Source organism: Streptomyces sp. NPDC088923 (genome assembly GCF_044749745.1).
Classification (GTDB): Bacteria; Actinomycetota; Actinomycetes; order Streptomycetales; family Streptomycetaceae; genus Streptomyces.
Window position 1 is genome coordinate 296,921 of record NZ_JBIVIO010000003.1, and the last position, 25,018, is coordinate 321,938.

The 25,018-nt window shown below is 72.6% G+C and carries 20 protein-coding genes; 6 read left to right on the plus strand and 14 right to left on the minus strand.

The features are described from left to right. The first annotated feature begins 28 nt into the window (after positions 1-28). Entirely contained in the window at positions 29-352 is a 324-nt protein-coding gene (locus ACIP4O_RS16810; RefSeq protein WP_401575201.1) for a hypothetical protein, read from the plus strand. A gap of 200 nt (positions 353-552) precedes the next feature. Here the strand turns inward: ACIP4O_RS16810 and ACIP4O_RS16815 are convergent, their stop codons facing one another. Genes ACIP4O_RS16815 through ACIP4O_RS16825 form a run of 3 tightly spaced genes read right to left on the minus strand, consistent with a single transcriptional unit; the run spans position 553 to position 6,797 of the window. Next, entirely contained in the window at positions 553-5,115 is a 4,563-nt protein-coding gene (locus tag ACIP4O_RS16815) for an FtsK/SpoIIIE domain-containing protein (protein WP_401575202.1), read from the minus strand. Between the two features lie 16 nt (positions 5,116-5,131). Next, on the minus strand, positions 5,132-6,271 hold the full coding sequence (locus ACIP4O_RS16820) for a hypothetical protein (protein ID WP_401575203.1): 1,140 nt from the start codon (positions 6,269-6,271) through the stop codon (positions 5,132-5,134). Between the two features lie 13 nt (positions 6,272-6,284). Then, positions 6,285-6,797, minus strand: a complete 513-nt coding sequence (locus ACIP4O_RS16825) for a sigma-70 family RNA polymerase sigma factor (RefSeq protein WP_401575205.1) — start codon at positions 6,795-6,797, stop codon at positions 6,285-6,287. 685 nt (positions 6,798-7,482) lie between these two features. Here ACIP4O_RS16825 and ACIP4O_RS16830 point away from each other — a divergent pair. Continuing rightward, positions 7,483-9,249, plus strand: coding sequence for a discoidin domain-containing protein (locus ACIP4O_RS16830; RefSeq protein ID WP_401575206.1), 1,767 nt, complete (start codon positions 7,483-7,485; stop codon positions 9,247-9,249). Positions 9,250-9,324: 75 nt separating this feature from the next. Here ACIP4O_RS16830 and ACIP4O_RS16835 read toward each other — a convergent pair whose 3' ends face one another. Genes ACIP4O_RS16835 through ACIP4O_RS16845 form a run of 3 tightly spaced genes read right to left on the minus strand, consistent with a single transcriptional unit; the run spans position 9,325 to position 12,508 of the window. Continuing rightward, positions 9,325-10,251, minus strand: a complete 927-nt coding sequence (locus ACIP4O_RS16835; protein WP_401575207.1) for a carbohydrate ABC transporter permease — start codon at positions 10,249-10,251, stop codon at positions 9,325-9,327. Beyond that, positions 10,248-11,252 (minus strand): carbohydrate ABC transporter permease, encoded by a 1,005-nt coding sequence (locus tag ACIP4O_RS16840; RefSeq protein ID WP_401575208.1) that lies wholly within the window; start codon positions 11,250-11,252, stop codon positions 10,248-10,250. Before ACIP4O_RS16840 ends, ACIP4O_RS16835 begins: the two co-directional genes overlap by 4 nt. Further along, entirely contained in the window at positions 11,249-12,508 is a 1,260-nt protein-coding gene (locus tag ACIP4O_RS16845; RefSeq protein WP_401575499.1) for an ABC transporter substrate-binding protein, read from the minus strand. Before ACIP4O_RS16845 ends, ACIP4O_RS16840 begins: the two co-directional genes overlap by 4 nt. A 463-nt stretch (positions 12,509-12,971) precedes the next feature. Between ACIP4O_RS16845 and ACIP4O_RS16850 the strand changes: the two genes are divergently transcribed. From ACIP4O_RS16850 to ACIP4O_RS16865, 4 genes are all read left to right on the plus strand, one after another. After that, entirely contained in the window at positions 12,972-14,078 is a 1,107-nt protein-coding gene (locus ACIP4O_RS16850; protein WP_401575209.1) for a PucR family transcriptional regulator, read from the plus strand. A gap of 159 nt (positions 14,079-14,237) precedes the next feature. Then, positions 14,238-14,669, plus strand: coding sequence for a hypothetical protein (locus tag ACIP4O_RS16855; RefSeq protein ID WP_401575210.1), 432 nt, complete (start codon positions 14,238-14,240; stop codon positions 14,667-14,669). Positions 14,670-14,777: 108 nt separating this feature from the next. Further along, positions 14,778-15,746 carry an alpha/beta fold hydrolase gene (locus ACIP4O_RS16860; protein ID WP_401575211.1) on the plus strand — a complete coding sequence of 323 codons (969 nt, stop codon included), beginning with the start codon at positions 14,778-14,780 and terminating at the stop codon, positions 15,744-15,746. A gap of 479 nt (positions 15,747-16,225) precedes the next feature. After that, entirely contained in the window at positions 16,226-17,452 is a 1,227-nt protein-coding gene (locus ACIP4O_RS16865; protein ID WP_401575212.1) for a Gfo/Idh/MocA family protein, read from the plus strand. Between the two features lie 49 nt (positions 17,453-17,501). Here ACIP4O_RS16865 and paaD read toward each other — a convergent pair whose 3' ends face one another. The 8 genes from paaD to paaN form a co-directional block, all read right to left on the minus strand. Then, the gene (gene paaD / locus ACIP4O_RS16870; RefSeq protein WP_401575213.1) at positions 17,502-18,050 is read right to left on the minus strand and encodes a 1,2-phenylacetyl-CoA epoxidase subunit PaaD; all 549 of its coding nucleotides are present in this window, start codon (positions 18,048-18,050) and stop codon (positions 17,502-17,504) included. Continuing rightward, entirely contained in the window at positions 18,044-18,898 is an 855-nt protein-coding gene (gene paaC, locus ACIP4O_RS16875) for a 1,2-phenylacetyl-CoA epoxidase subunit PaaC (RefSeq protein WP_401575214.1), read from the minus strand. Before paaC ends, paaD begins: the two co-directional genes overlap by 7 nt. Positions 18,899-18,961: 63 nt before the next feature. Next, positions 18,962-19,279, minus strand: a complete 318-nt coding sequence (gene paaB / locus ACIP4O_RS16880; RefSeq protein ID WP_361324281.1) for a 1,2-phenylacetyl-CoA epoxidase subunit PaaB — start codon at positions 19,277-19,279, stop codon at positions 18,962-18,964. Beyond that, on the minus strand, positions 19,276-20,256 hold the full coding sequence (gene paaA / locus ACIP4O_RS16885; RefSeq protein ID WP_401575215.1) for a 1,2-phenylacetyl-CoA epoxidase subunit PaaA: 981 nt from the start codon (positions 20,254-20,256) through the stop codon (positions 19,276-19,278). The genes paaB and paaA overlap by 4 nt, the downstream gene beginning before the upstream one ends. A gap of 58 nt (positions 20,257-20,314) precedes the next feature. Continuing rightward, positions 20,315-21,175 (minus strand): 3-hydroxyacyl-CoA dehydrogenase family protein, encoded by an 861-nt coding sequence (locus tag ACIP4O_RS16890; RefSeq protein ID WP_401575216.1) that lies wholly within the window; start codon positions 21,173-21,175, stop codon positions 20,315-20,317. Further along, positions 21,172-22,047 (minus strand): enoyl-CoA hydratase/isomerase family protein, encoded by an 876-nt coding sequence (locus tag ACIP4O_RS16895; protein ID WP_401575501.1) that lies wholly within the window; start codon positions 22,045-22,047, stop codon positions 21,172-21,174. Before ACIP4O_RS16895 ends, ACIP4O_RS16890 begins: the two co-directional genes overlap by 4 nt. Before the next feature lie 5 nt (positions 22,048-22,052). Beyond that, positions 22,053-23,264 carry a thiolase family protein gene (locus ACIP4O_RS16900; RefSeq protein WP_401575217.1) on the minus strand — a complete coding sequence of 404 codons (1,212 nt, stop codon included), beginning with the start codon at positions 23,262-23,264 and terminating at the stop codon, positions 22,053-22,055. Next, the gene (paaN, locus tag ACIP4O_RS16905; RefSeq protein WP_401575218.1) at positions 23,257-24,972 is read right to left on the minus strand and encodes a phenylacetic acid degradation protein PaaN; all 1,716 of its coding nucleotides are present in this window, start codon (positions 24,970-24,972) and stop codon (positions 23,257-23,259) included. The genes ACIP4O_RS16900 and paaN overlap by 8 nt, the downstream gene beginning before the upstream one ends. Positions 24,973-25,018: the final 46 nt, after the last annotated feature.

Below are 25,018 nucleotides of genomic sequence, written 5' to 3' on the forward strand. Positions count from 1 at the left end.
TTCACCGATCCGCGAGGAGAACAGCACCATGGCGCAGCCCGATGTCCTTTTCGATTACGACGAGATCGCCCGCGTCGCCACCACGATGGGCACCAAGCTCAGCGACATCTCGACCGAGCTGGGCGACCTGGAGACCACGGTGAGCGGTCTGCTCCAGGACGGCCTCGTCTTCGAGAAGGCGAGCCCCGCCCTCCAGGAGGCGTACCACGACTTCAGCAACCAGATGAAGACGTCCGCCAAGAACATCCAGGAGTACGCGAACACCTTCAACGACATCGCGAAGGCGATCGCCGACTCCGACGGCGACATCGCCACCGGAGTCAAGAACGCCCAGAGCGGCAACGAGGGCTGACCCCCGCGGCCCCGCCGCCCGGGCCACGAAGGCCCCGCCACCCGGACCGGGAGGCGGGGCCTTCGTACGTGCGGAGCACGCGGGAGAGCGTGCGAACGGCTGGGGACGGCTGGGACGACCGGGAACGCGAGGCCGCACGACGAGCGGGGCGCACGGCGCCGGGAATCCTCCCCGGGCCGCGCGCCCCGCCCCCGTCCGTCCTACGAGCCGAGCACCGTCAGCGGCACCTGCACCGTGATCGCCGCCCCCGCCGCGCTCGCCGTCCAGCCCCGGCCCGTCACGAGCGGTGTGCGCACCTGCTCCGCCGAGATGCGCGCGCCGATGAGGTCGCCCTCTCCGATGCTCTTCGGGCCGAGGAGGATGCCGCGCCGGGCACGCCGTGCGATGCCCACCCAGCCGAGCGAGCTCATCGACTCCGGCAGCCCCGACAGGAGCAGCCCCTGCCCCCGGTCGCGGCCCGAGGAGGCCACCTGCCGCAGCACCTTGTCCGCCTTGCAGTTGAGCATGAGGTCCGCGTCGTCCACGACCACGACGACAGGCCGGCCCTCCACCTCCTCCAGCGCTCGCGCGACCGCGTCCGCCGACGGGTCGGGCTCCGCGAACACCTTCGCGAGGTCGTGCGCCGCGAGCTGACGCAACTGCGAGTCGCGCGGGGTGAGGACGACGAGCTGGGTGCCGCCCAGGAGCAGCGAGACGGCCATCGAAGCCAGCGTCGTGCTGCGGCCCGTCCGCGGCGGGCCCGCGACCATGAACGCCCCGCCGCCCGTCGCGAAGTCGAAGCTCAGCGGCTCGCCCGAGTCCCCGCCGATCCCGAGCAGCGCCCGCAGCGGGGCCCGCTCCCCGGCCGGTACCTGGTCCATCGCCTCCTGGAAGCCCACCACCGAGGGCAGTTCCCTGACCGGGAAGGGACGCCGCGAGGCCGGCAGGGCGGCATCGCGCGCCGTGGTGCGCTTGCCGATCTCCCGTACCGCCTCCGCCTGGTCCCCGCCCTCGGAGGGGAGCAGCGCGATCTGCGCCTCGATGCCCTCCGGCGCGAGCCAGCCCCGGCCCGGCGGGATGTGCGCGGGCACCTTGTTGCGCGGCATCCCCGCCACGTGGTAGTCCCCCGGGTCCGCCTGCCGCAGCAGCAACCGGCGGTCGTTGTGCGCCGCGAGCCGTCCGCCGAGCAGGACCCGCTCCGAGGTCGCGATCACGTGGATGCCCGCCGCCGCGCCCTCGCGCAGCAACCGGACGACGTCCGCGTAGACGCGCCCGCCGTCGTAGTCGTCGAGCATCGAGCCGAGCGCGTCCCACCCGTCGATCAGGAGCAGCAGCCGTGCGGGCCGCCGGTCCTTGCCGACCTTGGCGCGCACGTCGGCGAGATCGGCCGCGTTGTGCTGGGCGATCAGACGCTGGCGCTCCGTCAGCTCCCGGCCGAGGCGCGTGATGAGCCGTTCCAGGCGCTCCGCGTCGTGCCGCGAGACGACCGCGCCGCAGTGCGGCAGCGACTCCAGGACCGACAGGCCGCCGCCGGAGGCGTCGATCCCGTAGATGTGCAGGTCCGCCGTACCGATCGCGAGCGCCGCCGAGCCTGCGATCGTCCGCAGCACCTGCGTGCGCCCGGAGCGCGGCGAGCCGATGACGTAGAGGTGCCCGAAGCTCGCGAAGTCGATGACGCCGAGGCGGCGCTCCTGCGACTGCGGCAGGTCGAGCAGGGCGTACGGCACCGCCGGCAGCGCCCCCGGCGCCGGCTTCGGCACGGGCGGCAGGTCCTCGGCCCGTACCCGGTCCTCCAGCGGCTCCAGCCACGGACTCGGCTGCGGCGTGAAGTCGTCGAGCGACTCCGTCGCCCGCCCGATCGCCTCCACGAGCACCCGCAGGTCCGTGACCGGCTCCTCCTCGGGCGCCGACGCCCACTCGTGCTCCTCCTCCTCGCCCCACTCGGCCGGACGCCCGAGCCGGTGCCAGGCCAGCTCGACCTCCCGCACCGGACGCGCGGGACCGGCCGAGACCCCCGAGCCCGTGTCGCGCTCCGCGCCCGCCCACGCCGTCTGGAAGGGCGTCGGGGCGTCCGCGCCGCGCCGCACGAGCGCCCGCCCGGGACTCGCGGAGGAGATGCTCACCGCGTCCGTCGCGTTGATGATGTCCTGGCTCTCGGCCCGGTCCGTGACGCGCAGCGCGACCCGCAGGTTGGTGTTGGCGCGGATCTCGTTGCTCACCGCGCCACCGGGGCGCTGCGTCGCGAGCACCAGGTGCAGACCGAGCGAACGCCCGCGCTGCGCCAGACTGATGAGCCCCGGCACGAATTCCGGCAGCTCCCGCACGAGCGTCGCGAACTCGTCGATCACCAGGACGAGGCGCGGCAACGGCGCCAGCTCCGGCTCCCGCGCCCGCTTCGCCCGGTACTCCGTGTGGTCCTTCGCCGCCACCTCGGCGAGCAGCCGCTCGCGCCGCTTCAGCTCCGCGTCGAGCGAGGCGAGCGCGCGCTGCACGAGGTGCCCGTCGAGGTCGGTGATCATGCCGAGCGTGTGCGGCAGCTCCGCGCACTCGCGGAAGGCGCTGCCGCCCTTGTAGTCCACGAGGACGAAGGTGAGTTCGTCGGGGCGGTTCACGGCGGCGAGCGAGGCGATCATCGTCTGGAGCAGCTCCGACTTGCCCGCCCCTGTCGTGCCGCCGATCAGCATGTGCGGCCCGTCCCGCACCAGGTCGAGCCGCAACGGCCCCTCGTACCCGGCGCCCAGGACGAACGTCGTCGACGCGGGACGGCGCTCCCAGGCCCCGGCCAGCGCCGCCGGGTCCGGTGGTTCCTGGCCGAGCAGCGGCAGCAACCGCACCTGCGGGGGCAGCCCCGAGTCGCTGTCGACCGTCACGTCCCGCACCGGGGCCACCGCGCGCGCCACTTCCTCGCACCACGCGGCGTCGACGAGGTCGGCCCGGACGTCCTCGACCTTCGGCACCCCCGAACTGCGCACCGAGAGCCGGTTGCCCTCCGCGACGACGACCGCCGTGCACTCCTCCGGCAGCAGCCGCTCCCGCTCGTCCACGCAGAGCCCGAAGACCCGCACACCCGGCCCCTGCGTAAGCACCTGGACCATGCCCGGTACATCGCGCAGCCGCCGCGCCCCGTCGAGGACCACGAGGATGTCCGGCTCGCGCAGCAACGTGTGCGCGAGAGCCGAGGAGGACCTGGCCGCCACGCGGTTCTGGATATCGGAGATCAGCTCGTTGACCCGGTGCGCGGTGCTCTCCGGGTCGTTGCCGATCGCGACCGGCGAACCCGGCCGCCCGGAGTCCAGGTGCGGCAGCCAGCGCACCCAGTTCCACGACTCCGCGTGCTCCTTCGTCGTGAGGACGACGATCCGCAGATCGCGGGGGCTGTGCAGGACCGCCGCCTGAGCCACCGCCCAGCACGCCAGGTCACGCGGCGCCCGGCCGGGACCCGAGAGGCCGACCACGCCCTGGTCCGTCATCTCCAGGCCGTACGGCACGTCCGCGAGCCGCCAGTGGACCGCCCGGTGGTTCGTCTCGCGCGCGTGGTCCTCGATCCGCTTGAGCGAGGGCCGCGTCACGGTGCCGAGCCGCAGCGTCAGGAAGTCCGGGTCGCGGCGCCGCCGCTGCCACAGCAGGGTGCCGGGCCCCTTGGCGTGCAGCAGCACCGTCGCCGGGTCGGGGAAGGTGTCGTTGCGCAGTTCGCGCTCCTCGACCGTCGCCTGGCGTACCTCCCGCTCCAGCGCGGCGCGCCGCAGCCGGTAGATCCGCAGCGCCTCCTCCTGCTGCTTGCGCCCCGAGCGGCGGCCCGTGAGCCAGTTGCCGATCGCCATCATCGGCGTGAAGAAGATGAAGATGACGAAGTAGAAGGTGCGGAAGAGGCTCATCATCACGAGGCCCATGACGAGCGGCGCCATCATCATGATGAACGGGAAGGGGCGGTTCTTCCGCTCGCCCGGCGGGCCCTGCATCCGGATCGACTCGGTGTCCAGGTGCGGCGCGATGCGGGGCGGCCGGTTGTACTCGACGGCGAAACCGTCGCGCGAGGGATTGACCGCCGCGTCCGCGTCGAAGGGATCGGCCTGGCGCAGCAGGTGGTCGCCGAGGGCCAGATCGGCGTGGCAGGGCCACTCCCGCGAGCCGTCGTCGGGAGCGGGCCGCTCGGTGGCGGGGTGCGGGGCGGGCTCGGCGGGCAGCCCGTCGGGGCCGGGCTCCGCCGGGGCGGGGGAGTGGCCGCCGGGCCCGCCGTCCACCGGGCCGGCCGGTTCCTCGGTGGTGAGCGGGGTGCCGGTCTCGGGGTCCACGGGCGGCGGCGGGGTGAGACTGCGCAGCCCGTCGCGGGCTTCGTCCGCGTCGGCGGGGAGCCGGAAGGCGAGCGCGCCGTCCATGCCGACCGTGATCCACGTGCCGCGCGCGGGCGCCCCACCGCCCTCCAGGCGCAGCGCGCAGCCACGATCGGTCCCGACCTCGTGGCTGCCGGGGCCGAGCAGCCAGGTCCGCCCGGCGCCGGGACCGCCGACGTGGCGGACCTCGACGAGGACGGGATCGCGCGGCGGCGGCTGCCACGCGCGCGTCGCGGTCGCCGCGGGGACGGGGGTGCCGAGCCCGAGTACGGCCCCGGCACGGATGCCCGCGGACCCCACGCGCAGCTCGGGGCTGACGAGTCGCTCACCGAGGTACAGCCGTTCCGCGCCGAGTGCGGTGCCGAGTTCGGCGACGGTCGCGCTCTCCGGCAGGTCGAGCAGATGATCGGTCCGCCCTGCGTCGGGTGCGATGGTGCTGACAGCGAGTTTCACGGGGTGGTGGTCCGTTTCACGAACTGGTCCGCGTCGCGCCCTCGTCGGGCCGCGCGGGAGTGGGCAGGGGGCGGGCGGCGACTCCGGCGTGGGCGGCCGGGCTCGCCTCCTCCTCGGTCGCGTCGTGGGCCGGCTCCGGCTCGCGGACCTCGCTCTCCTCGACGAGGTCGGCGGCGCTCTCGACGGCCGAGGCGGGCGGCAGCACGGGCGGCAGGTTGTCCAGCGTGCGCACCACGGCACGGCCGAGGCCGTCGCAGCGCGGCAGCAGCGGGGTGCCGGTGACGGCGACCCTGCCGTACCGGTCGGTGAACAACCGCCAGGCGTACGCGCGCGCCTCCCCCAGGACGAGGGTCCGCACCCCGGGCGCGCCGTCCGGCGCCGCCGCCATCTCCGGCGGCAGCGGATCGGGCAGCTCGGCGGCGACCAGGACGGGCGCGAGACCGAGGCGCCGCGGTGTGTCGCGGGCCTCGCGGTAGGCGGTGCGCACGGCAGGGCCCGCGTGGCCCGGGTGCACGCCCTCGGCGACCGTGACCAGGCCGGCGGGCAGCCGGGCGTCGAGCTGGGCGGCGAGGGCCTGGAGCAAAGCACGCGAGGCCCGCTCGTCGCCGTCCACGCTCAGCACGGGCGGGCCGACGGTGAGGTCGAGGAAGACGCACGCCGGTGCGCCGTCCGCGCGCTGCGCGCCGAGCGCCACGACGAGCGGCCGCTCCTCGGCCGTGCGCACCGCGACGAGCGGCAGCGCGGTACGCGCCGAGGTCCACGGCTCGGGCGAGCCGAGCCCGGCGAGCAGCACCGTGACGGTCTCGGGTCCGACGAGGGCGGCGTACGGGCGTCCGCCCGCCTCGGGGTCGCGCGCGGCGGCGGCCAGCGCGAGTTCGGCGTCCCGCCACGTGCCGGGATCGCCGAGGCTCGTGACGAGCGCGCGCAGCGCGCGGCGGTGGCGGATCAGGGAGCGGACCGGCTCGGTGAAGGCGGCGACGGTGAGCGCGCCCTCGCGCCGCAGCCGGGCCGCCCAGCGTCGCCAGCCGCCCCAGCGCATCGCCCACCAGCGCAGCAGGACGAAGATCAGGACGAGCAGCCCGATGATGCCGAGCCAGCGGAAGATGGCGTCCGCGTGGGCGCGGAACCAGTCGAAGGGATCGGTGTTCCTGTTCACAGATCGCCGCCCCTCACGCGGCAGGGAGGGATCGGCGCAAGGCTTCGAGCGCGTAGTGGTTGCGGGACTTGACCGTGCCCTGGGGCACTCCGGTCACGCGCGCGGTCTCCGCGCGGCTGCGGTCCCGCAGATGGATGTGGACGAGCACCTCGCGGTGCTCGTGGGACAGGTGTGACAGCGCCTCGTACAGCACCTGACGGGTCGCCACAACGTCGGCGAGTTCGGCCTCGCCGCCGTGGTGCGCCGGTTCCTCGGGTACGAGGCCGACGGGGACGGCCCGGTCGCGGCGGTGCGCGTCGATCGCGAGGTTGCGCGCGACGCGGTACAGCCACGCCTGGAGACGCTGATCGCCCTGGCGGTCCAGCTCGTCGAGGGTCAGCCAGGCGCGCAGCATCGTCTCCTGCACGATGTCCTCGGCGCGATGGAAGTCGCCGGAGGCGTGCAGGCGTGCATAGCGCAGGAGCCGGGCACGGTGCCGTTCGGCGGGCGGTGAAGCGGTGTGTGCATCCGGGGGAACGTGGCCCATGGGTCTGCTCCAAAGACTCACTCAAAAGGATGAGGCGGGGGCGGTGAGGAGCGCTTCCGGAGAGGAGACTAGGTGCGTTGTACCACTTTCGGTAACGGCTCTTTAGGTTTGAAAACCGGCAAATGTGGTCGGACTTGGCTCAGGAAAAGCTCAGAACTTAATGACCACAACTCAGACGCCGGGAATTCTTCCGCCTCCGGGTGGCTTGTGTCCGCTCCCTGTCGGCCGGGGGTTCACCGTCGCGCGCGAGCGCGGGACCGGGGGCGCGGGCCCGCGCGCACGGGCGTGGGGGCGCGCGAGCGCGAGGTCGCGGCGTGGGCGCGAAGCCATGGCGTGGGCGCGGGATCGCGCGGGCGGGGGCGGGGGAGGGCGCGGAGGGAGGGCGGCCTCGAAGGGCTCGCGGCGCGGAAGTGGGGGAGTGCTCTCTCGGTGAGCAGGATGATGGAGCGCCCATCCGCCTGGCGTCAAGAGGTGTGCGCGGCGGAGGGGCGAGATGGCGAGATCCTTCATCTCTCGAACCGGATGCCGCGGCAACCGGCCGTTCCGCTCGGGATTCGGCCAAACCGGCGTCGCTTTTTGAATCGATTGGTCAGCTCTCTTGACGGGCGCAACCGCCGCCGCGAGTCTCCCCCAGCGGAGGGAGTGCTCTCTCGGCCCAACCTCCGTCTCCCGTTGAGGAGTTCGCATGACCACCCGCACCCGAAGCCGCACCCTCGGCCGCCGAAGAACCCCTCCCCGGGGGCTCCTCGCCGTGTTCGCCGCCGTGACGCTCCTGTTCTCGCTCGCGGTGGTGACCGCGCCCGGGCGGGCCGTCGCCGCCGCCCCCGTACTCGTCTCCCAGGGCAAGCCCGCCACCGCCTCCAGCCAGGAGGGCCCCTTCACCGCCGCGTCCGCCGTCGACGGTGACAACGGCACCCGCTGGTCCAGCGAGTTCAGCGACAACCAGTGGCTCCAGGTCGACCTGGGCGGCAGCACGGCCATCGGCCAGGTCGTGCTGCGCTGGGAAGCCGCCTACGCCAAGGGCTACCAGATCCAGGTCTCGGCCAACGGCCAGCAGTGGACGACGATCCACACCACGACGGGCGGCACCGGCGGCAACGAGACGCTCGACGTCTCCGGCACGGGCCGCTACGTCCGCCTCCTCGGCACCCAGCGCGCCACCCAGTACGGCTACTCGCTCTGGGAGTTCCAGGTCTACTCGGCCGGTGGCGGGGGCGGTCCGCAGCCCGGCGGCGACGTCCTGCTCTCGTACGGGAAGCAGGGCACCGCCTCGACCTCGCAGAACGACGGCACCTGCTGGCTGTGCGGCCCCGACAAGGCGTTCGACCGCGACCCCGCGAGCCGCTGGGCCACGAGCCCCGAGGGCGGCTGGACCGATCCCGGCTGGATCGCCGTGGACCTCGGCGCGAACGCGGCGATCCACCGCGTCGTCCTCCAGTGGGACCCCGCCTACGCGAAGTCGTACCGCATCGACGTCTCGGACAACGGCACCGCCTGGCGCACCGTCTACCAGACCACGACGGGCAAGGGCTTCAAGGAGACCATCGACCTCGACACCACGGGCCGCCACGTGCGCGTGTACGGCACGCAGCGCTCCGGCCAGTACGGCTACTCGCTCTGGGAGTTCCAGGTCTGGGGCACCGGCGGCGCGCCCACCACGCCGCCGCCGCTCCCGGCCGACCCGGACTACTCGAAGCTCGTCTTCAACGACGACTTCGACGGCCCGGCGGGACGCGCGCCCGACGCGAGCAAGTGGGTACCGGAGACCGGCCCCGGTCCCAACAACGAGCTGGAGTACTACACCAACAACAAGAACGCCGCGCTCGACGGCGCGGGCAACCTCGTCCTCGAAGCGCGCAAGGAGGAGACCCCCGGCTCCGCGTGCCCGCGTGACCCGCTGACCGGGAGCGGCACGTGCCAGTACACCTCGGCCCGCCTCAACACGTACGGGAAGTTCAAGTTCACCTACGGCCGGGTCGAGGCGCGCATCAAGGTGTCCGGGACGCAGGGCCTGTGGCCCGCCTTCTGGATGCTGGGCGCGGACTACTTCGACCAGGGCAGGCCGTGGCCGTACACCGGTGAGATCGACATCATGGAACACGTCGGCAAGGAGCCGGGCACGACGTACTCGACCCTGCACGCGCCCGCCTACAACGGCGCCAACGGCTTCGGCTCGCCCTACACCCTGCCCGGGGGCGCCGACTTCGCCGCCGGCTTCCACACCTTCACCGTCGACTGGAACAGCAAGGGCATGACCTTCCGCGTGGACGGGCAGGTCATGCACACGGTCGACAAGGCCACCCTCGAAGCCACGCGCGGTCCCTGGGTCTTCGACCACGACTTCTTCATCATCCTCAACAACGCCGTGGGCGGTGACTGGCCCGGCGGTCCCGACGCCAGTACGCGGCTGCCGCAGAAGATGAGCATCGACTACGTGAAGGTCTGGCAGTGACAGCCCGCTGAGACCTGGCACAGGGCGGGGGCCGGAGCGCGTACGCTCCGGCCCCCGCCCACGACACGTGTCCGCTCAGCCCTTGCTCGCCCCGAGCGAGAGACCCGAGATGAACTGCTTCTGGAGCAGGACGTAGACGACCAGGGTCGGGATCGCGGCGATCATGGCGCCCGCCGCGATGAGGTTCTGGTTCGTCACGAACTGCCCCTGGAGATTGGCGAGCGCCGAGGTGACCGGACGCTTGTCGCCGGAGGACATCAGCGTGATGGCCCAGAAGAAGTCGTTGTAGATCCACGTCGTCAGCAGCGTGGCGAGCGCGGCGAGGGCCGGGCGGCACAGCGGCACCGTGAGCCGCCAGAAGCGGGTCCACAGCCCCGCCCCGTCCACGAGGGCCGCCTCGTACATCTCGCCGGGCACCGACTTCATGTAGTTGCTCAGCACGAAGACGCAGAAACCCAGCTGGAAGGCCACGTTGATGACGATGAGGCCGAAGGCCGAGTTGTACATCAGGCCGCTGTCCGCGAGGAAGTGGGGCAGCGGGATCTTCAGGTACATCCGGAACAGCGGCGTGATGATCACCTGCTGCGGCAGCAGGTTCCCGGCCGTGAACACGATGAGCAGCGCGACGTTGACCTTGACGTTGACCCGGGTGAGCACGAAGGCGGCACCCGAGGCCAGGACGAGCACGATGACGACCGCGGGGATCGTGATCAGCGCCGAGTTCCAGAAGAACCGGCCCATGTTCGCCTGGGACCAGGCGTCGGAGAAGTTGCTCAGGGTCAGGCTGTGCGGCAGGGACACGTAGCCGTGCTTGCGCGTGTCCGAGTACGGGCGGACCGCGACGTAGAGCGCGAAGAGGATCGGCAGCAGCCACAGCACCGACGCGCAGACGAGGAAGACCTGCGAGAGGACCTGACCCCGCGGGCGGGGCCTCCTGCCCCCCGGGGCGGCGGGGCCGGCGCCGCCCCGTACGGCGGGCGCGGGCGCCGTCTGCGTACTCACGGTGTTTCCTCCTTGCGGAAGGACTGGCGAAGGAAGAGACAGATCGGGACGAGGGAGATCAGCAGGAGGACGACACCGAGCGCGGACCCGAAGCCGACCCGCTGGGTCTCGCCGACGATGTTCGACGTCACGAGGACCGAGAGGAGCTCCAGGCCGTTGATGCCCTTGTTCGTGATGTACACGAGGTCGAAGGCGCGCAGGGACTCGATGACCGTGATGACCATGATGACGATGTTGATCGGCCGCATCGTCGGGAACACGACCCGCCAGAACGTCTGCCAGGGGTTCGCCCCGTCGATGCGGGCGGCCTCGCGCAGGCTCGGGTCCACGGCCTTCAGGCCCGCCAGGTACAGGACCATCACGTAACCGGCCTGGCGCCAGGTCGCCTCCAGGAGGACGGCCCACAGGTTGAGGTGCGGGTTGCCGAGCCAGTCGATGGCGTTGCTGTCCCCGGACCGCCCGATGAGCGTGTTGATCACGCCGTAGTTCTGCGAGTACACGAACTCCCAGATGATGCCGATGAGCGCGAGCGACAGCATGACGGGCAGGAACAGGATGCTCTGGTACATGCGGCTGCCCGCGATGCCCCGGTCGATCACGACGGCGAAGAGCATTCCGAGCGGCGTCGCGATGACGACGAAGACCGCGAGCCAGATCAGGTTGTGCTGGACGGCGGGCCAGAACTCCGGCGAGTTCGTGGCGGCCTGGTGGTAGTTCTGGAAACCGGTGACACAACCGTTGTTGAGGACCGTGGGCAGTGCCGGGTCGCACGCCTTCGTGTGCAGATCGCCGACGCCGTTCCACCGGAAGAAGGACAGCGCGATGGTGCCGAGGGCGGGGAACCACACGAAGGCGAGGCTGAGCAGGAGCGGGATGCCGAGCAGCAGCCCGGCCACGACCCGGTCGCCGGTGCTGAGGTGTCGCAGCCGCCGCCGCTTGCGCCCGGTGGCGGGGGCGCCGGGCGGGGTCGGCGCCCGGCGCGTACGTGTGAGCGTGCTCATCCCGTGTAGATCGCCTTCGCCTGCGATTCGGCGCTCTTCTGCAACGTCGTGATGTTGCCGCTGCTGGGATCGTCGATGAACTTCTGGATGACGGAGATCATCGCGGTGGCCATCGCCGGGTCGGCGTCGCGGTCCATGAACTGCCCGACCGCCTTGCACTTGGCGATCTCCTCGACGGACTTCTTCTGGATCGCGTTGTACGAGGGCACCTTGAGGCCGTTCGCGAGGCCCACGTCCCACTGGTCGCTCTTGAGGTACTCGGCCTCCGCCTCGCCCGAGCCGATGTACTCCAGGACGGCCTTCGCCGCCGAGGGGTTCTTCGCCTTCTTGCTGAGCATGAAGCCGTCCGCGGGGGCGTCCATGAACTGCTGGCCCCACTTCGCGTTGATCGCGGGGAAGGGGAAGAAGTCCAGGTCGTCCAGGTCCTCCTTGTCGCTGACCCACTGGGCCGCGACCTGGTTGGTGCCCTGGAACATCATCCCGGCCTTGCGGCCCTCCAGCGCCTTGGCCGCGTCCTGCCAGATCCGGCCGTTGGCGCCGCTCTGCACGTACGGCATCATCTCGGCCCAGTGCTGGAAGACCGTGCGCACCCCCTGGTCCGTCCACGGGATCTCGTGCTTCATCAGCTTGCTGTGGAACTCGTGCCCGTTGATGCGCATGTTGAGGATGTCGAAGGTGCCGAGGGCCGGCCAGCCGTCCTTGTCGCCGAAGGCGACGGGGATGAGCCCGTCCTTCTTCATCTTCCCGCACAGCGCCAGGTAGGCGTCCCACGTGGTGGGGACGGTGTAGCCGTTCTTCTTGAACAGGCTCTTCCGGTAGAAGACGACCCACGGGTACTGGTAGAGCGGCACGAAGTACTGGTGGCCGTCGAGGCCCGTGGAGAGGTCCTTGGCGACGGAGCCGAAGTTGCCGCCGATCTTCTCCCACACGTCGTCGAGCTGGGCGGCGAGCCCCTGGGCCGCGAAGTACTGCATGCGGTACCCGGCGAACCACGTGAAGAGGTCGTCGGGGGTGCCTTGCAGGTAACTCGTGATGTTCTGCTGGAAGGTGTTGTGGTCAACGGTGTTGATCTTGATCTTCGCCTTGGTCGACGCCGTCGCCGAGGCCGTCAGCGCGGCGAACGCCTTCTTCGTCGCCGGGTCGGAGTAGTTCGAGCCGAAGGTGACCGTGCTGCCCGCCACCGGGCCCGACGACTTCTTCCCCCCGCTCGAATCGTCGTCGTCCCCGCAGGCCGACAGGAGCCCTCCCGCGGCCACTGTCAGCCCAGCGGCGCCCACCCCCTTGAGCAGACCTCTACGGGTGTGGGCGAAACCCGTGACGCCGTTGGACGGGTCGACAGGCGACATGGTGCCTCCATCGCTTAAGTGATTGTGCAGGGCGGCGAGTTGAGAGTGGCGGAACGAAGCTCGCTCAGCCGACTTTTCCAACATAAGCCACCAATTAACAACGCAATCGATCGTCTGCGTAGTTCTAACGTCGACCTCGTGCGCGCGTCTATGTTTCTCGACACAAACAACTTTGGGCAGTGGTACAGTCCGCCGGGCCGCCCGGGGACGGCAGCGCCCGACCTCTGTGGCGCGCCCAACCCCTCCTGGAGCGAACCTGGTTGAGGAGGCCGTCGCCATCGAAGCCGAGACACCCCACACATGGCCCGAGCGCCGGGGCCTGCCGGACCTGGCCGGCCTCGACCCCCCGGCCCGCGCGGCGGTGGCCGCCGCCGTGGAGCGCTTGCGCGGGCTGAGGGAGGTCTTCGCCGACCGCGTGTTCGCGCTGCTCCGCCGGCACGTGCCCGGCTACGCCGTGCTCGGACCCGAGGACATCCGTTCCTCCGCACGGCGGTTCATGGACGTCGTTCTCGCGGAGCTGTCCGCGCTGCGCGTGCCCGACGCGGCGCTGCGCGAGACGCTCGCCGATTTCGCGAGCGAGCGAGCCGCGCACGGGGTGCCGCCCGACGTGCTCGCCCTCGGGTACCAGTGGGGCTCCCGGGTGATGCTGGCCCTCATGGACGAGGTCGGGGCCGCGGTGGGCCTGCCGCCCGCACTCCTGCTCGCCGCGCACGACAGCACCTGGGAGTTCACCCACGAGGCGGCCGAGATCTTCACCCGCGTCCAACGTGATCTGGCCCTGGAGCGCGTCCAGTTCGACGCCGAACGCCGCGCCGCCTTCGCGGCGGCCGTGCTCGGCGGGACCCTCCCCGCCGAACGCATCGGCCACGACGCGCGCCTCTTCGGGCTCGTGCCTCAGGCGCGCCACGTCGCCCTCGCCGCGCGGGCCGCGAACGACGCCGACGCGGAGGCGCTGCGCTTCGCCGTCGCCGGGGCCCTGCGGCTCCCCGCCGACCGCCTCCTGCTCGCCCAGGTCGGCACCGTGCTGGGCTTCATCGCGCCGAGGGCGCCGGACTCGGTCGCGGGACACCTGGTGGCGGCGGGTCCGGCGCTGCCGCTCGACAGGCTCGGCACCGGCTTCGGCGAAGCGGTGCTCGCGCTGGAGACCGCGCGGCAGTTCGCCATGTCCGGCGTCGTGCGCCTCTCGGGCCTCGGCCCGCGGCCCCTCGTCCTCGCGGACCCGCTCACCGCGGACAACCTCTCCGCCCGGCACCTGGCGGCACTCGACGGCGCGGGGCGCTCCAGCAACGAGATCGAGCACACCACGCGGGTCTACCTCGAATGCGACCAGGACGTACGGGAGGTGGCCCGGCGGCTCGCCGTGCACCCGAACACCGTGCGGTACCGGGTCGGCCGCTTCCAGGAGCTGACGGACCTGAACCTGCGACGCACAGAGGACCTGGTGACGTCGTGGTGGCTGCTGAACCGGCGGCGCGCGTGAGGGGGGCGTGGAGGGTGCTGTCGGCGTATGGACGGATACCGGCGGCGAAGGGACGCGATGGAAGTAACCGTCTTGACGGGTTATGAAGTGCGTGCCAGGATCATCACCAGTCGAACCGGTTACTCATGGCCGGTTCCCGTAGCGCCTGGGGGATCTTCCATGGCTGTCGTCCGCTTCCACCTCGACTCGACCCTCACGCCCTCGCAGGCCCTCGCCGTCCTCACCGACTTCGGGCCCTCGCGGCCCCGGCAGTGGCCGTCGATCGACGAGGAGCACTTCACGGTCCACGCCCGGGGCGCCGACTGGGCGGAGGTCACCGAGGGAACCTCCGCCGCCTGGGAACGCGCTCGCTACGAGTGGGACGAGGCGGCGGCACAGGTCACGATCACCACGCTCGACTCGAAGCTGTTCGGCGCGGGCGGCGGCTGGACCTTCCGGATGACCCCGCAGGGCGCGGGCTCCCGCATCGACGTGGAGCTCACCCGTACCCCCGCGACCGCCAAGGGCAGACTCCTCGCCGCCCTGCTCCCCCTGGTCGGCCCCTCCTCGCTCCGCAAGTCCTTCGCGGGCCCGCTGCGCATGGCGGCCTGACGGGGCGCGGCAGGCGCGGCCCGAGCCTGGGGCGCTGACCCCGGGCGACCGCGACACGTATGACCAGCACGACCACACACATCACCCGGGACCAGCGAGAGGAACCACGTGAACGACGGACGAGGACACGTGCGGACGGCGGCGGATACGACGACCGATGCGGCGCGCGAGGCGATGGGACCCCTGCGGCACGTGCGGACCGACGTCCTCGACATCGCCTACCACGACCTCGGCCCCGCGCACGGCAAGCCCGTCGTGCTGCTGCACGGCTGGCCGTTCGATCCGGTCGGTTCGTACGGCGCGGTGGCGCCCGCCCTCGCCCGGCGCGGGTACCGCTGCTACGTGCCCTACCTGCGCGGTCACGGCGAGACACGTTTCCGCCACACGCACACCCTCCGCTCGGGCCAACAGGCCGCGCTGGGCGCCGACCTCCTCGCGTTCCTGGACGCGCTGGCCATCCCGCGCGCCCTGTTCGCGGGGTACGACTGGGGCGGTCGCGCCGCCGACGTCGCGGCGGCGCTGTGGCCGGAGCGCTGCACCGGCCTCGTCTCCGTCAACGGCTACCTGATCCAGGACCTCGCCGTGGCGCGCAAGCCCCTTCCCGCCTCGACCGAGTTCGGCTACTGGTACTTCTTCTACTTCTCCACCGAGCGCGGCCGCAAGGGCCTGAGCGAGGACCGCGAAGGACTCGCGCGCGTCGTCTGGAAGTACAACTCGCCCCAATGGCGCTTCACCGAGGCCGAGTTCGCGCGGGCGGCGAAGCTGTGGGGCAACCCCGACTACGTGGACGTGGTCATCCACGGCTACCGGCACCGTCTCGACGCGGCGCCGGGCGCGCCCGAGTACGCGGGACTGGAGGCGCGCCTGCGCGAGCAGCCCAGGATCGTGGTCCCCTCGGTGACACTCGACGGCGACGCGGACGGTGTCATCCCCTGGACCGACGGGAGCGGCTACGCGGCCCACTTCACGGGGCCCTGGAAGCACCACGTGGTCCCCGGCGCCGGGCACAACGTGCCCCAGGAACGCCCCGACGCCTTCACCGACGCCGTCATCGAGGCGGACGCCCTGAGCGGGTGACGAGCGGCGCCCTCCCTCCGGCCCTCACCCGCACACGCCCCGCTCCCGCCGCGCTCCCACCCGCCCCGCTCCACCGCGCTTCCCCCCGCCGCGCTCCCACCCGCCACCCGCATCAGCCCCGCCCCCGCGGCGGCGAGCGCGGTACGCCGTGCCCGCGAACGTCGCCGCCGACGGCCGGAAGTACATCCGTGACGCGATGCCGCCGAGTCGGACCGATCCGGCCCACGGTCTGTACTCCCGGGCGGCCATCGGCAAGACTCCTGCTCGCCAGCAGCTCGTCAACGACCTCATGACCGGTGTCGTGACCGGCGACAGGCCGCCGAGCGCGCTCAGGGAAGCCCACGCCGACCGGCGCGAGGAGGGCGGCGATCAGCTCCGCTCCGCGTACGAGCGGGGTTCTCCGCAAGGCGCGCTGACTGCCCGTCGCCGGGCCCCGCCCCCGACCCCCGGACAGCCACCTCCCCCGCCAGGAGCACCCGTTGAGCATCAGCATCGCCGTCGTCGGCGCGGGCCAGTTCGCTCGTGCCTTCATCCCCCTCTTCCAGGCCCACCCGGGCGTGCGCGAGGTGGCCGTCGCCGAAACCGACCCGGAGCGTCGCGAGGCCGAGTCCGCCCGCCACGGCGTCACACGCACCTTCGCCTCCTTCGAGGAGGCGTGCGCCTCGGACGTCGACGCCCTCGCCCTGTTCACCCAGCGCTGGACCCACGGCCCGATGGCGGTGGCCGCCCTGGAGGCCGGCAAGCACGTCTACTCCAGCGTCCCCATGGCCTTCACCGAGGACGAGATCACCGCGATCATCGCGGCGGTCCGTGCCGGCGGCCGGACGTACATGATGGGCGAGACGAGCTACTACAACCCGGCCGCCGTCTACTGCCGGGCGCGCAGGGCGGAGGGCGCCTTCGGAGAGATCTTCTACTCCGAGGGCGACTACGTCCACGACATGGACCTCGGCTTCTACGACGCCTACCGCTACAGCGGGGGCGAGCGCTGGCGCGAGACGGCGAGCTTCCCGCCCATGCACTACCCGACCCACGCTCTCGGCGGGGTCCTGGCCGTCACCGGCTCCCACGTCACCTCGGTGTCCTGCCTCGGCGTCACCGACAAGCGCGACGACGGTGTCTTCGACCGCGAGGTGAGCCGCTTCGGCAACGACATCTCCAACGCCACCGCGCTCTTCCGCACGGCGGACGGCGGCGTCGTACGCACCAACGAGTTCCGTCGCGTCGGCTACCCCTCGCCCGTGCGCGAGTCCCGGTTCCGCTTCCTCGGCACCGAGGGCTCCTTCGAACAACTCGCCACGGAATCTCTCTGGCAGGACAAGGAGAAGGCCGTCAGCGTCGAGGCACTGCTGCGCACCGCGCCCAGCACGGGCCTCGACGACGCGGCGCTCGCCGACATCGACCCCGCGCTGCGCGACGCCTTCGTGAGCGGCTTCGCCCAGGTCCACGACCGCACCCGGCTCCCGGCCGCCTTCGCCGGCCGGCCCAACGGCCACGAGGGCTCGCACCAGTTCCTCGCCGACGACTTCGTCACCGCCTGCCTCAGCGGCACCCAGCCCCCCGTCAACGCCTGGACGGCGGCCCGCTACACACTGCCCGGCATCGTGGCCCACCGCTCGGCTCTCGCGGGCGGCGCCCAACTCCCCGTACCGGACCACGGCGATGCCCCGGAGCAGCCCAAGGCCCCTGACACCGCCCGCGGCTGACCCTTCGCACGCCGTCCGCTCGCAGCGCGGGCGCGGCGGTCCATGCTCCTCAGATCTCCTTGAATCGCTCGAACGGCTCCCCGCACGTGCGGCAGCGGTGCAGGGAGCGGCAGGACGTCGCGGAGAAGCGGGACAGTTCCTCGGCGTCGTCCGCCCCGCACTGCGGGCAGCGCACCGCCTCGGCCTCGCCCGCGTGACGGGTGGGGGAGAGGGAGAGGGGGACCGGGCCGCCGCGGCGGCCACCCGGCGCGGGGCCCGGCGGGACGATGTGGTGGGCGGCGAGGGCCGCGCGGCCCTCCTGCGTCATCCAGTCCGTCGTCCACGGCGGATCGAGCACCGTACGGACCCGGACCGCGCCGAAACCGGCCTCGTTCAGGGCCCGTACCGTCGCCGCGCGCATCTCGGCCATCGCCGGGCAGCCCGAGTACGTCGGCGTGAGCGACACGACGAGCGTGCCGTCCTCCTCGTACCCGAGATCCCGCAGTACCCCGAGGTCGTGCAGGCTCAGCATCGGCAGCTCGGGGTCGGGCACCCGCCCGGCCGCCTCCCAGGCGGCCCGCAGGCGGGGGTCGGTGACCGGGGCCGCCGCGCTCACCACGTCGCCCCCGGGTGCGCGCGCGCCACCACCTGGAGTTCCGCCAGGAGCGGGGCCAGGTGCTCGGTGTGCGCGCCCCGCCGCCCGTCGGCGCTCTCCGCGACGGCCTCGGGGAGCTCCAGCGTCGCCGCGCCGAGCACCCGCTCCCACACCTCGCGCGCCTCCGCCGCCACCTCGGCGGCGTCGACTCCGAGGAAGGCGGCGCTCCCGTCGCGGCCGAACTCGGCGAGCAGCGGCGCGAGCGCGCGCGCCGCCTCCGTCATCCTGCGGTGCGACTCCTCGGTGCCGTCACCGAGCCGGATCGCCCAGTCGGCGGCGAACTGGCGGTGGTACGCCAGCTCCTTGACACCCTTGGCCGCGATGGCCGCGAGGACCGGGTCCGGCGCGGAGGTGAGCCGGCGCAGGAGCGCGAGCCGCCACGCCGAGTGCGCGAGGAGCCGCAGCACGGTGTAGGCGAAGTCCCCGTTGGGCAGCTCCGTGATCCGCAGATTGCGGAACTCGTCGGCGTCGCGGAAGTACGCGTACGCGTCCTCGTCGCGGCCCGTGCCGTCGAGCAGCCCGGCCCGCGCGTACAACAGCCGCGTCTGGCCCAGCAGGTCCAGGCCGATATTGGCGAGGGCCAGCTCGATCTCCAGCTCGGGTGCCGCCGTGACCCACTCGCCCAGCCGCTGCGCGCTCACCAGCGCGTCGTCACCGAGGGCGAGGCACAGCGCCGCGAGCGCCGCCGTGTCCACGCCCTCGGGGACGGTCGTGTCCACGCCGTGCAGCGGGTCCTCGAACCCGGTGCCGAAGGCCCAGTGACCGTCGCCCTCGGCCGCGTCGGCGGCCAGCGACAGGTGATCGTCGCTCATTGCGCTCACTACTCCTTGAAATCCTGAAGAAAGCGGGGCGCCCCGCCCGGAGGCGGCGGCACGTCAGATGTGCGGGACGTCCGCCGGGATGTCGTAGAACGTCGGATGCCGGTAGACCTTGTCGCCGCTCGGCGCGAAGAAGGGGTCCTTCTCGTCCGGCGCCGAGGCCGCGATGTCCTCGCTGCGCACCGCCCAGATCGAGACGCCCTCGTTGCGCCGCGTGTACAGGTCACGCGCGTTCGTCAGCGCCATCCGGTCGTCGGCCGCGTGCAGCGAGCCGACGTGCACGTGGTTCAGGCCCCGCTTGCCCCGTACGAAGATCTCGTACAGCGGCCAGGAGTCCCTCGGGGCCGCCGTGTCCTGCTCGCTCGTCCCGCTCATGCCACGACCTCGCTCTTCCCGCGGTCGCCCGCGTGCCGGGCCGCGTGTGCCGCGGCCGCCTCGCGCACCCAGGCGCCGTTCTCGTGCGCGGACCTGCGCCGCGCGACCCGCTCCTCGTTGCACGGGCCGTTGCCCGAGATGACCTGCTTCAGCTCCTCGAAGTCCGGGGTGCCGAAGTCGTGCCTGCCCCGCTCCTCGTTCCAGCGCAGCTCCGGGTCGGGGAGCGTGACGCCGAGGTGCTCGGCCTGCGGCACCGTCATGTCGACGAAGCGCTGGCGCAGTTCGTCGTTGGAGTGCCGCTTGATGCGCCAGGCCATCGACTTCGCCGAGTGCGGCGAGTCCCCGTCGGGCGGCCCGAACATCATGAGCGAGGGCCACCACCAGCGGTCCACGGCCTCCTGCACCATGCGGCGCTGCGCCTCGGTGCCGCGCGTCATCGTCATGAGGAGTTCGTAGCCCTGCCGCTGGTGGAAGGACTCCTCCTTGCACACGCGGATCATCGCGCGGGCGTACGGGCCGTAGCTGCACCGGCACAGCGGCACCTGGTTGCAGATCGCGGCGCCGTCCACGAACCAGCCGATGACACCGACGTCGGCGAAGGTCGGCGTCGGGTAGTTGAAGATCGAGGAGTACTTCTGGCGGCCCTCGATCAGCATCTCGGTCAGCTCGGCGCGGTCGGCGCCCAGCGTCTCGGCGGCGCTGTAGAGGTACAGGCCGTGGCCCGCCTCGTCCTGCACCTTCGCGAAGAGGATGGACTTGCGGCGCAGCGAGGGCGCCTTCGTGATCCAGTCGCCCTCCGGCTGCATCCCGATGATCTCGGAGTGCGCGTGCTGCGCGATCTGGCGCACGAGCGTCTTGCGGTACGCCTCCGGCATCCAGTCGCGCGGCTCCACACGCTGGTCCCGCGCGATCGTCGCGTCGAAGTGGGCGCTCAGCTCGTCCTCGTGCGCGAGCGGGGTCGCGGTGGTCTCGGTCATCGCCCGCCCCTCCTTCCGGTAGCTGTCGTACGTGTCCTTGCCGGTCCAGCGGTCGCGTTCAGTCGTTCCACGTGTAGAAGCCCTGCCCGGTCGAGCGCCCCAGTTCGCCGCGCGCGACCTTCTCGCGCAGCAGCGCGGGCGGCGCGAACCGCTCCCCGAGCGTGCTGTGCAGGTACTCGGCGATCGCGAGCCGCACATCGAGCCCCACGAGGTCGGTCAGGCGCAGCGGTCCCATCGGGTGCTTGTAACCGAGGGTCATGGCGTCGTCGATGGCCCGCGGCTCGGCGACCCCCTCCTCGACCATGCGGATCGCCTCCAGGCCGAGCGCGACCCCGAGGCGGCTGCTCGCGAAGCCGGGCGAGTCCTTGACGACGACGTCCTTCTTGCCGAGCCCGGCGGTCCAGCCGAGCGCGAGGTCCACGACGGCCCGCTCCGTCGCCTCCGGGACGACCAGCTCCACGAGCGCGGAGGCGGGCACCGGGTTGAAGAAGTGCATGCCGAGGAACCGGCCGGGACGGGTCAGGGCGGTCGACAGCTCGGTGACGGACAGGGAGCTGGTGTTGGTCGCGAGGACGGTGTCCGCGCCGACGACCCGCTCGGCCGCCGCGAGCAGCTTCGCCTTGAGGCCCGCGTTCTCCGGTACGGCCTCGACGACGACGTCCGCTTCGGCGGGGAGTCCGCTCACGTCGCCCACGAAGGCGAGCCGCCCCAGGATCTCCTCCGGGGTCGCGGGCAGCAGCCCGCGCTTCGCGGCGCGCTCCAGGGAACCCGCGATGCGCTCGCGCACCTTCGCCGCCGCCGCCTCGTCCTGCTCGACGACCGTCACGGCCGCGCCCGCCGTGGCGAAGGACTGCGCGATGCCCGCGCCCATCCGCCCGCCACCGATGACCCCGGCCTGCTTCGGCACTGCCGCGCTCATGCCCGGCCCTCCGTCCGCTCGCTCCCGGCCTCCGGCGTGCCGGAGGACTGGTGCCCCGCCGTACCGGGGCCCTCATTGCCGTTGTTCCCGCCGCTCGCTTCCCGGTCCCGCTTGCGGTCCAGGAATCTCGTCATGCGGTCCTTCTTGTCCTGCCCCTCGAACAGCACGGCCTGCGCGAGGTCGTCGGCGACCGGATGGGCCCCGGGCGCGTCCACGACGAGCTTCGTCAGCCGCAGCGCCGTCGCGGAGGACTTCGCCATCCGGTCGAGCACCGCGTGCGCCTCGTCGAGCAGCTTCTCGGCCGGTACGACGTCCATGACGAGCCCGCAGGCGAGCGCCGCCCGCGCGTCCAGGGTGCGCCCGGCGAGGAGCACCTGCTTGGCGACCGACTCGCCGACCAGCGCGGGCAGCCGCCATGCCGCGCCCGCCGCCGCGAGGATGCCGAGGCCGGGCTCCGGGTTCCCGAAGGCGGCCTTCGGCCCGGCGATCCTGAGATCGCACGCGTAACTCAGCTCGGCGCCCCCGCCGAGCGCCCAGCCGTCCACGGCGGCCAGCGTCGGCATGGGCAGCCTGCGCACCCGCTCGAAGAGCCGGCTGTTGACGCCCTGGAGCGCCTGGTCCCTGCCCCGTTCGAGCAGTTCCGCGATATCGGCACCGCCCGCGAAGGAGCCCCCGGCCCCGGTCAGGAGCAGCATCCGGGGGTGCTCCTCCAGCCAGGCGCACACCGCGTGCAGCTCGCGGATCATGAGCCCGCTGATCGCGTTGCGCGCCTCGGGGCGGTCGAGCGTCACGACCACGCGGTCCTCGCGCACCTCGACGGCGAGCGTCGCGAAGGAACGCGCCGCGAGGTCTTCGTACGAGAGGTCGTCCACCGCGCTCACACCCGCTCCACGAGCATCGCGACGCCCTGGCCGACGCCCACGCACAGCGTCGCGAGGCCCTTCGCCGCGTCCTCGCGCTCCATGCGGCCCAGGAGGGTCAGCAGGATGCGCGAGCCGGAGCAGCCGAGCGGGTGGCCGAGGGCGATCGCGCCGCCGTCCGCGTTGACGAGCGCGTCGTCCAGGCCGAGCCGGTCGATGACGCCGATCGCCTGCGCGGCGAACGCCTCGTTCAGCTCGACTGCCCCGAGGTCGCCCACCGACCAGCCCGCCCGGTCGAGCGCCTTGCGCGTCGCCGGGACCGGGCCGAGGCCCATGAGGTGCGGCTCGACCCCGGCCGAGGCCGAGCCGACGATCCGGGCGCGCGGCGTCAGCCCGTACCGCTCCACGGCCGCCGCGCTCGCCACGACGAGCGCCGAGGCGCCGTCCGAGAGCGGCGAGGCGGACCCCGCGGTGACGATGCCGTCGGCGCGGAAGACGGTACGGAGCTTGCCGAGCTTCTCCATCGAGGAACCCGGGCGCGGGCCCTCGTCCCGCGTGACCACGCCGTCCTTCACGGGGACGCCGACGATCTCGCGGTCGAAGCGCCCGGCCTCCGCCGCCGCTACCGCCCGCTCGTGGCTGCGGAGCGCGAAGGCGTCGGACTGCTCGCGGGTCGTCCCGTCGAGCGCCGCGACCTCCTCTGCCGTCTCGCCCATGCTGAGGGTCGTACGGACCTCGCCGGGGCCCGCGGCGCGGTCGGCGGCGCTGAAGCGGGGATTGGTGAAGCGCCAGCCGAGCGAGGTGTCGAAGACCTCGCCGGGCTTCGCCCACGGCGTCCCCGGCTTCGCCATGACCCACGGGGCGCGGGTCATCGACTCGACGCCGCCCGCGACGGCGATCTCGGCCTCTCCGGCGCGGACCGCCTGCGCGGCGGAGGCGACCGCGGTGAGCCCGGAGGCGCACAGGCGGTTCACGGTGTAGCCGGGCACGGTGTGCGGCAGGCCCGCGAGGAGCACCGCCATGCGGGCCACGTCGCGGTTGTCCTCGCCGGCCTGGTTGGCGGCGCCGAGGATCACCTCGTCGATCGCCTCGGCGGGCACCCCGGCCCGCCGCACCGCCTCGCCGACGACGAGCGCGGCGAGGTCGTCGGGACGGACCGAGGCGAGCGCGCCGCCGTACCGGCCCTGCGGGGTACGGGCCCCGTCGATCAGGTAGACGTCCTCAGGCACCCTTGGCCTCCTCGGTCGCGACCGCCGGACGGCGGGACTGGAGCACCGCGAAACGCCCGGTGACGAAGGCCCAGTCGCTGAGGGTCGCCGACGCGGCGGGGTTGGCCTGTGAGCCGTGGTAGTCGCTGAAGGCGGCGGTCTGGTTGACGAAGACCTGCCCGGTGAAGTTCTCCGCGAGGTGGACGCCCGCGTCGAGCGCGGCCTCGCGGGTCGCCTCCAGCACCTCCTCGTCGGTGGAGTGCACGCTCGCGGTGAGCGCGCCGTGCGCCGAGATCGTCTCGCGCAGCAGGTCGATCGCCCGCGCGGTGGACTCGGTCGCGATGACGAAGGAGATCGGCCCGAACCACTCGGCGCGGTACGTCTCCGCGTCGCGCTCCGCGTCGAGCACCGTCACGAGGGGGGTGCGCAGCACGGCCTCGGGGTACTCCGGGTGGGTCAGGGGCTCGCCGCCGAACCGCGTGCCGCCGAGGGCGCGCGCCTTCTCGATCCGCTCGCGCACGGCCTCACCGGTCAGCGCGCCGAGCGTCCCGGCGGCCCGCTGCGGGTCGCCGAGCAGCTTGCCGAGGGCCTCGGCGAGGTCGGCGGCGAAGACCTCGGGCGTCTTGACGCCCTGATCGCTGGCGAGGCCCTCGCGCGGCACGTACAGGTTCTGCGGGGTCGTGCACATCTGGCCGCTGTAGAGGGACAGCGAGAACGACAGGTTGCGCAGCAGGCCCTTGTAGTCGGCGGTCGAGTCGAGGACAACGGTGTTGAGCCCGGCCTTCTCGGTGTGCACGGCGGCCTGGCGGGCGTTCTGCTCCAGCCAGTCGCCGAAGCCGGTCGAGCCGGTGAAGTCCACGATCCGTACGTCGGGGTCGGTCGCGAGCGTCGCCGCGACGCGGTCCTCGGGGGCCTCGGCGACGAGGAGCACCGTGTTCGGGTCGAAGCCGGCCTCGGCGAGCACCTCGCGGGCGATACGGACGCTCAGCGCGAGCGGCAGCACGGCGGCCGGGTGCGGCTTGACGATGACGGGGTTGCCCGTGACGAGGCTCGCGAAGAGGCCCGGGTAGCCGTTCCACGTCGGGAAGGTGTTGCACGCGATGAGCAGCGAGACGCCGCGCCCGACGGGCGTGAACGTCTTGTCCAGGGTCAGCGGCTCGCCCTTGCGCATCGGCTTCGCCCACGTCGCCGCGGCGGGCGCCTGGCGCTGCGCGACCCAGGCGTACGCGACGGCTTCGAGCCCGCGGTCCTGCGCGTTCGCGCCACCGGCCTGGAAGGCCATGACGAAGGGCTGCCCGGTCGTGTGGTGCACCGCGTGCGCCATCTGGAAGCTCGCCGCGTTGAGCCGCGCGAGGATCTCGGCCGCGACCCCGGCCCGCGTGTCGGGGCTCGTACGGCGCCAGGCGCGGCCCGCCGCCTTCGCGGTGGCCACCGCCTCACGCGGGTCGAGCCGCGGGTACGTGACGCCCAGCCGCGGCCCGTAGGGGGAGACCTCGCCGCCCACCGCCCCCGCCTCGCCCGGATGGCCCGGCAGCTCGAAAGGCCGCTCCAGCAGGGCGCGGAAGGCGCGCTCACCGGCCTCGGGGGCCTCCTCGCCGTAGACGGACTTGCTCGGTGACTCGGGGTAGGCCGAGTGGAAACCGCGCGTGGCGATCGCCTCGGCGGCGGCACGGAGCAGACCCTCGTGACGTGCGAAGAAATCGGTCCTGGCAGTGGCGGGAGAAGACATGGGACCCCTTGACAGGCGAATCGGATGCTGAATTACTGACCCGGTC

Coding starts and splice junctions, on each gene's coding strand:
- paaN (WP_401575218.1), bottom strand. CDS start 24,972: ATGTCTTCTCCCGCCACTGCCAGGACCGATTTCTTCGCACGTCACGAG.
- paaC (WP_401575214.1), bottom strand. CDS start 18,898: ATGAGCGACGATCACCTGTCGCTGGCCGCCGACGCGGCCGAGGGCGAC.
- ACIP4O_RS16810 (WP_401575201.1), top strand. CDS start 29: ATGGCGCAGCCCGATGTCCTTTTCGATTACGACGAGATCGCCCGCGTC.
- ACIP4O_RS16890 (WP_401575216.1), bottom strand. CDS start 21,175: ATGAGCGCGGCAGTGCCGAAGCAGGCCGGGGTCATCGGTGGCGGGCGG.
- ACIP4O_RS16830 (WP_401575206.1), top strand. CDS start 7,483: ATGACCACCCGCACCCGAAGCCGCACCCTCGGCCGCCGAAGAACCCCT.
- ACIP4O_RS16825 (WP_401575205.1), bottom strand. CDS start 6,797: ATGGGCCACGTTCCCCCGGATGCACACACCGCTTCACCGCCCGCCGAA.
- ACIP4O_RS16855 (WP_401575210.1), top strand. CDS start 14,238: ATGGCTGTCGTCCGCTTCCACCTCGACTCGACCCTCACGCCCTCGCAG.
- ACIP4O_RS16840 (WP_401575208.1), bottom strand. CDS start 11,252: ATGAGCACGCTCACACGTACGCGCCGGGCGCCGACCCCGCCCGGCGCC.
- paaA (WP_401575215.1), bottom strand. CDS start 20,256: ATGACCGAGACCACCGCGACCCCGCTCGCGCACGAGGACGAGCTGAGC.
- paaB (WP_361324281.1), bottom strand. CDS start 19,279: ATGAGCGGGACGAGCGAGCAGGACACGGCGGCCCCGAGGGACTCCTGG.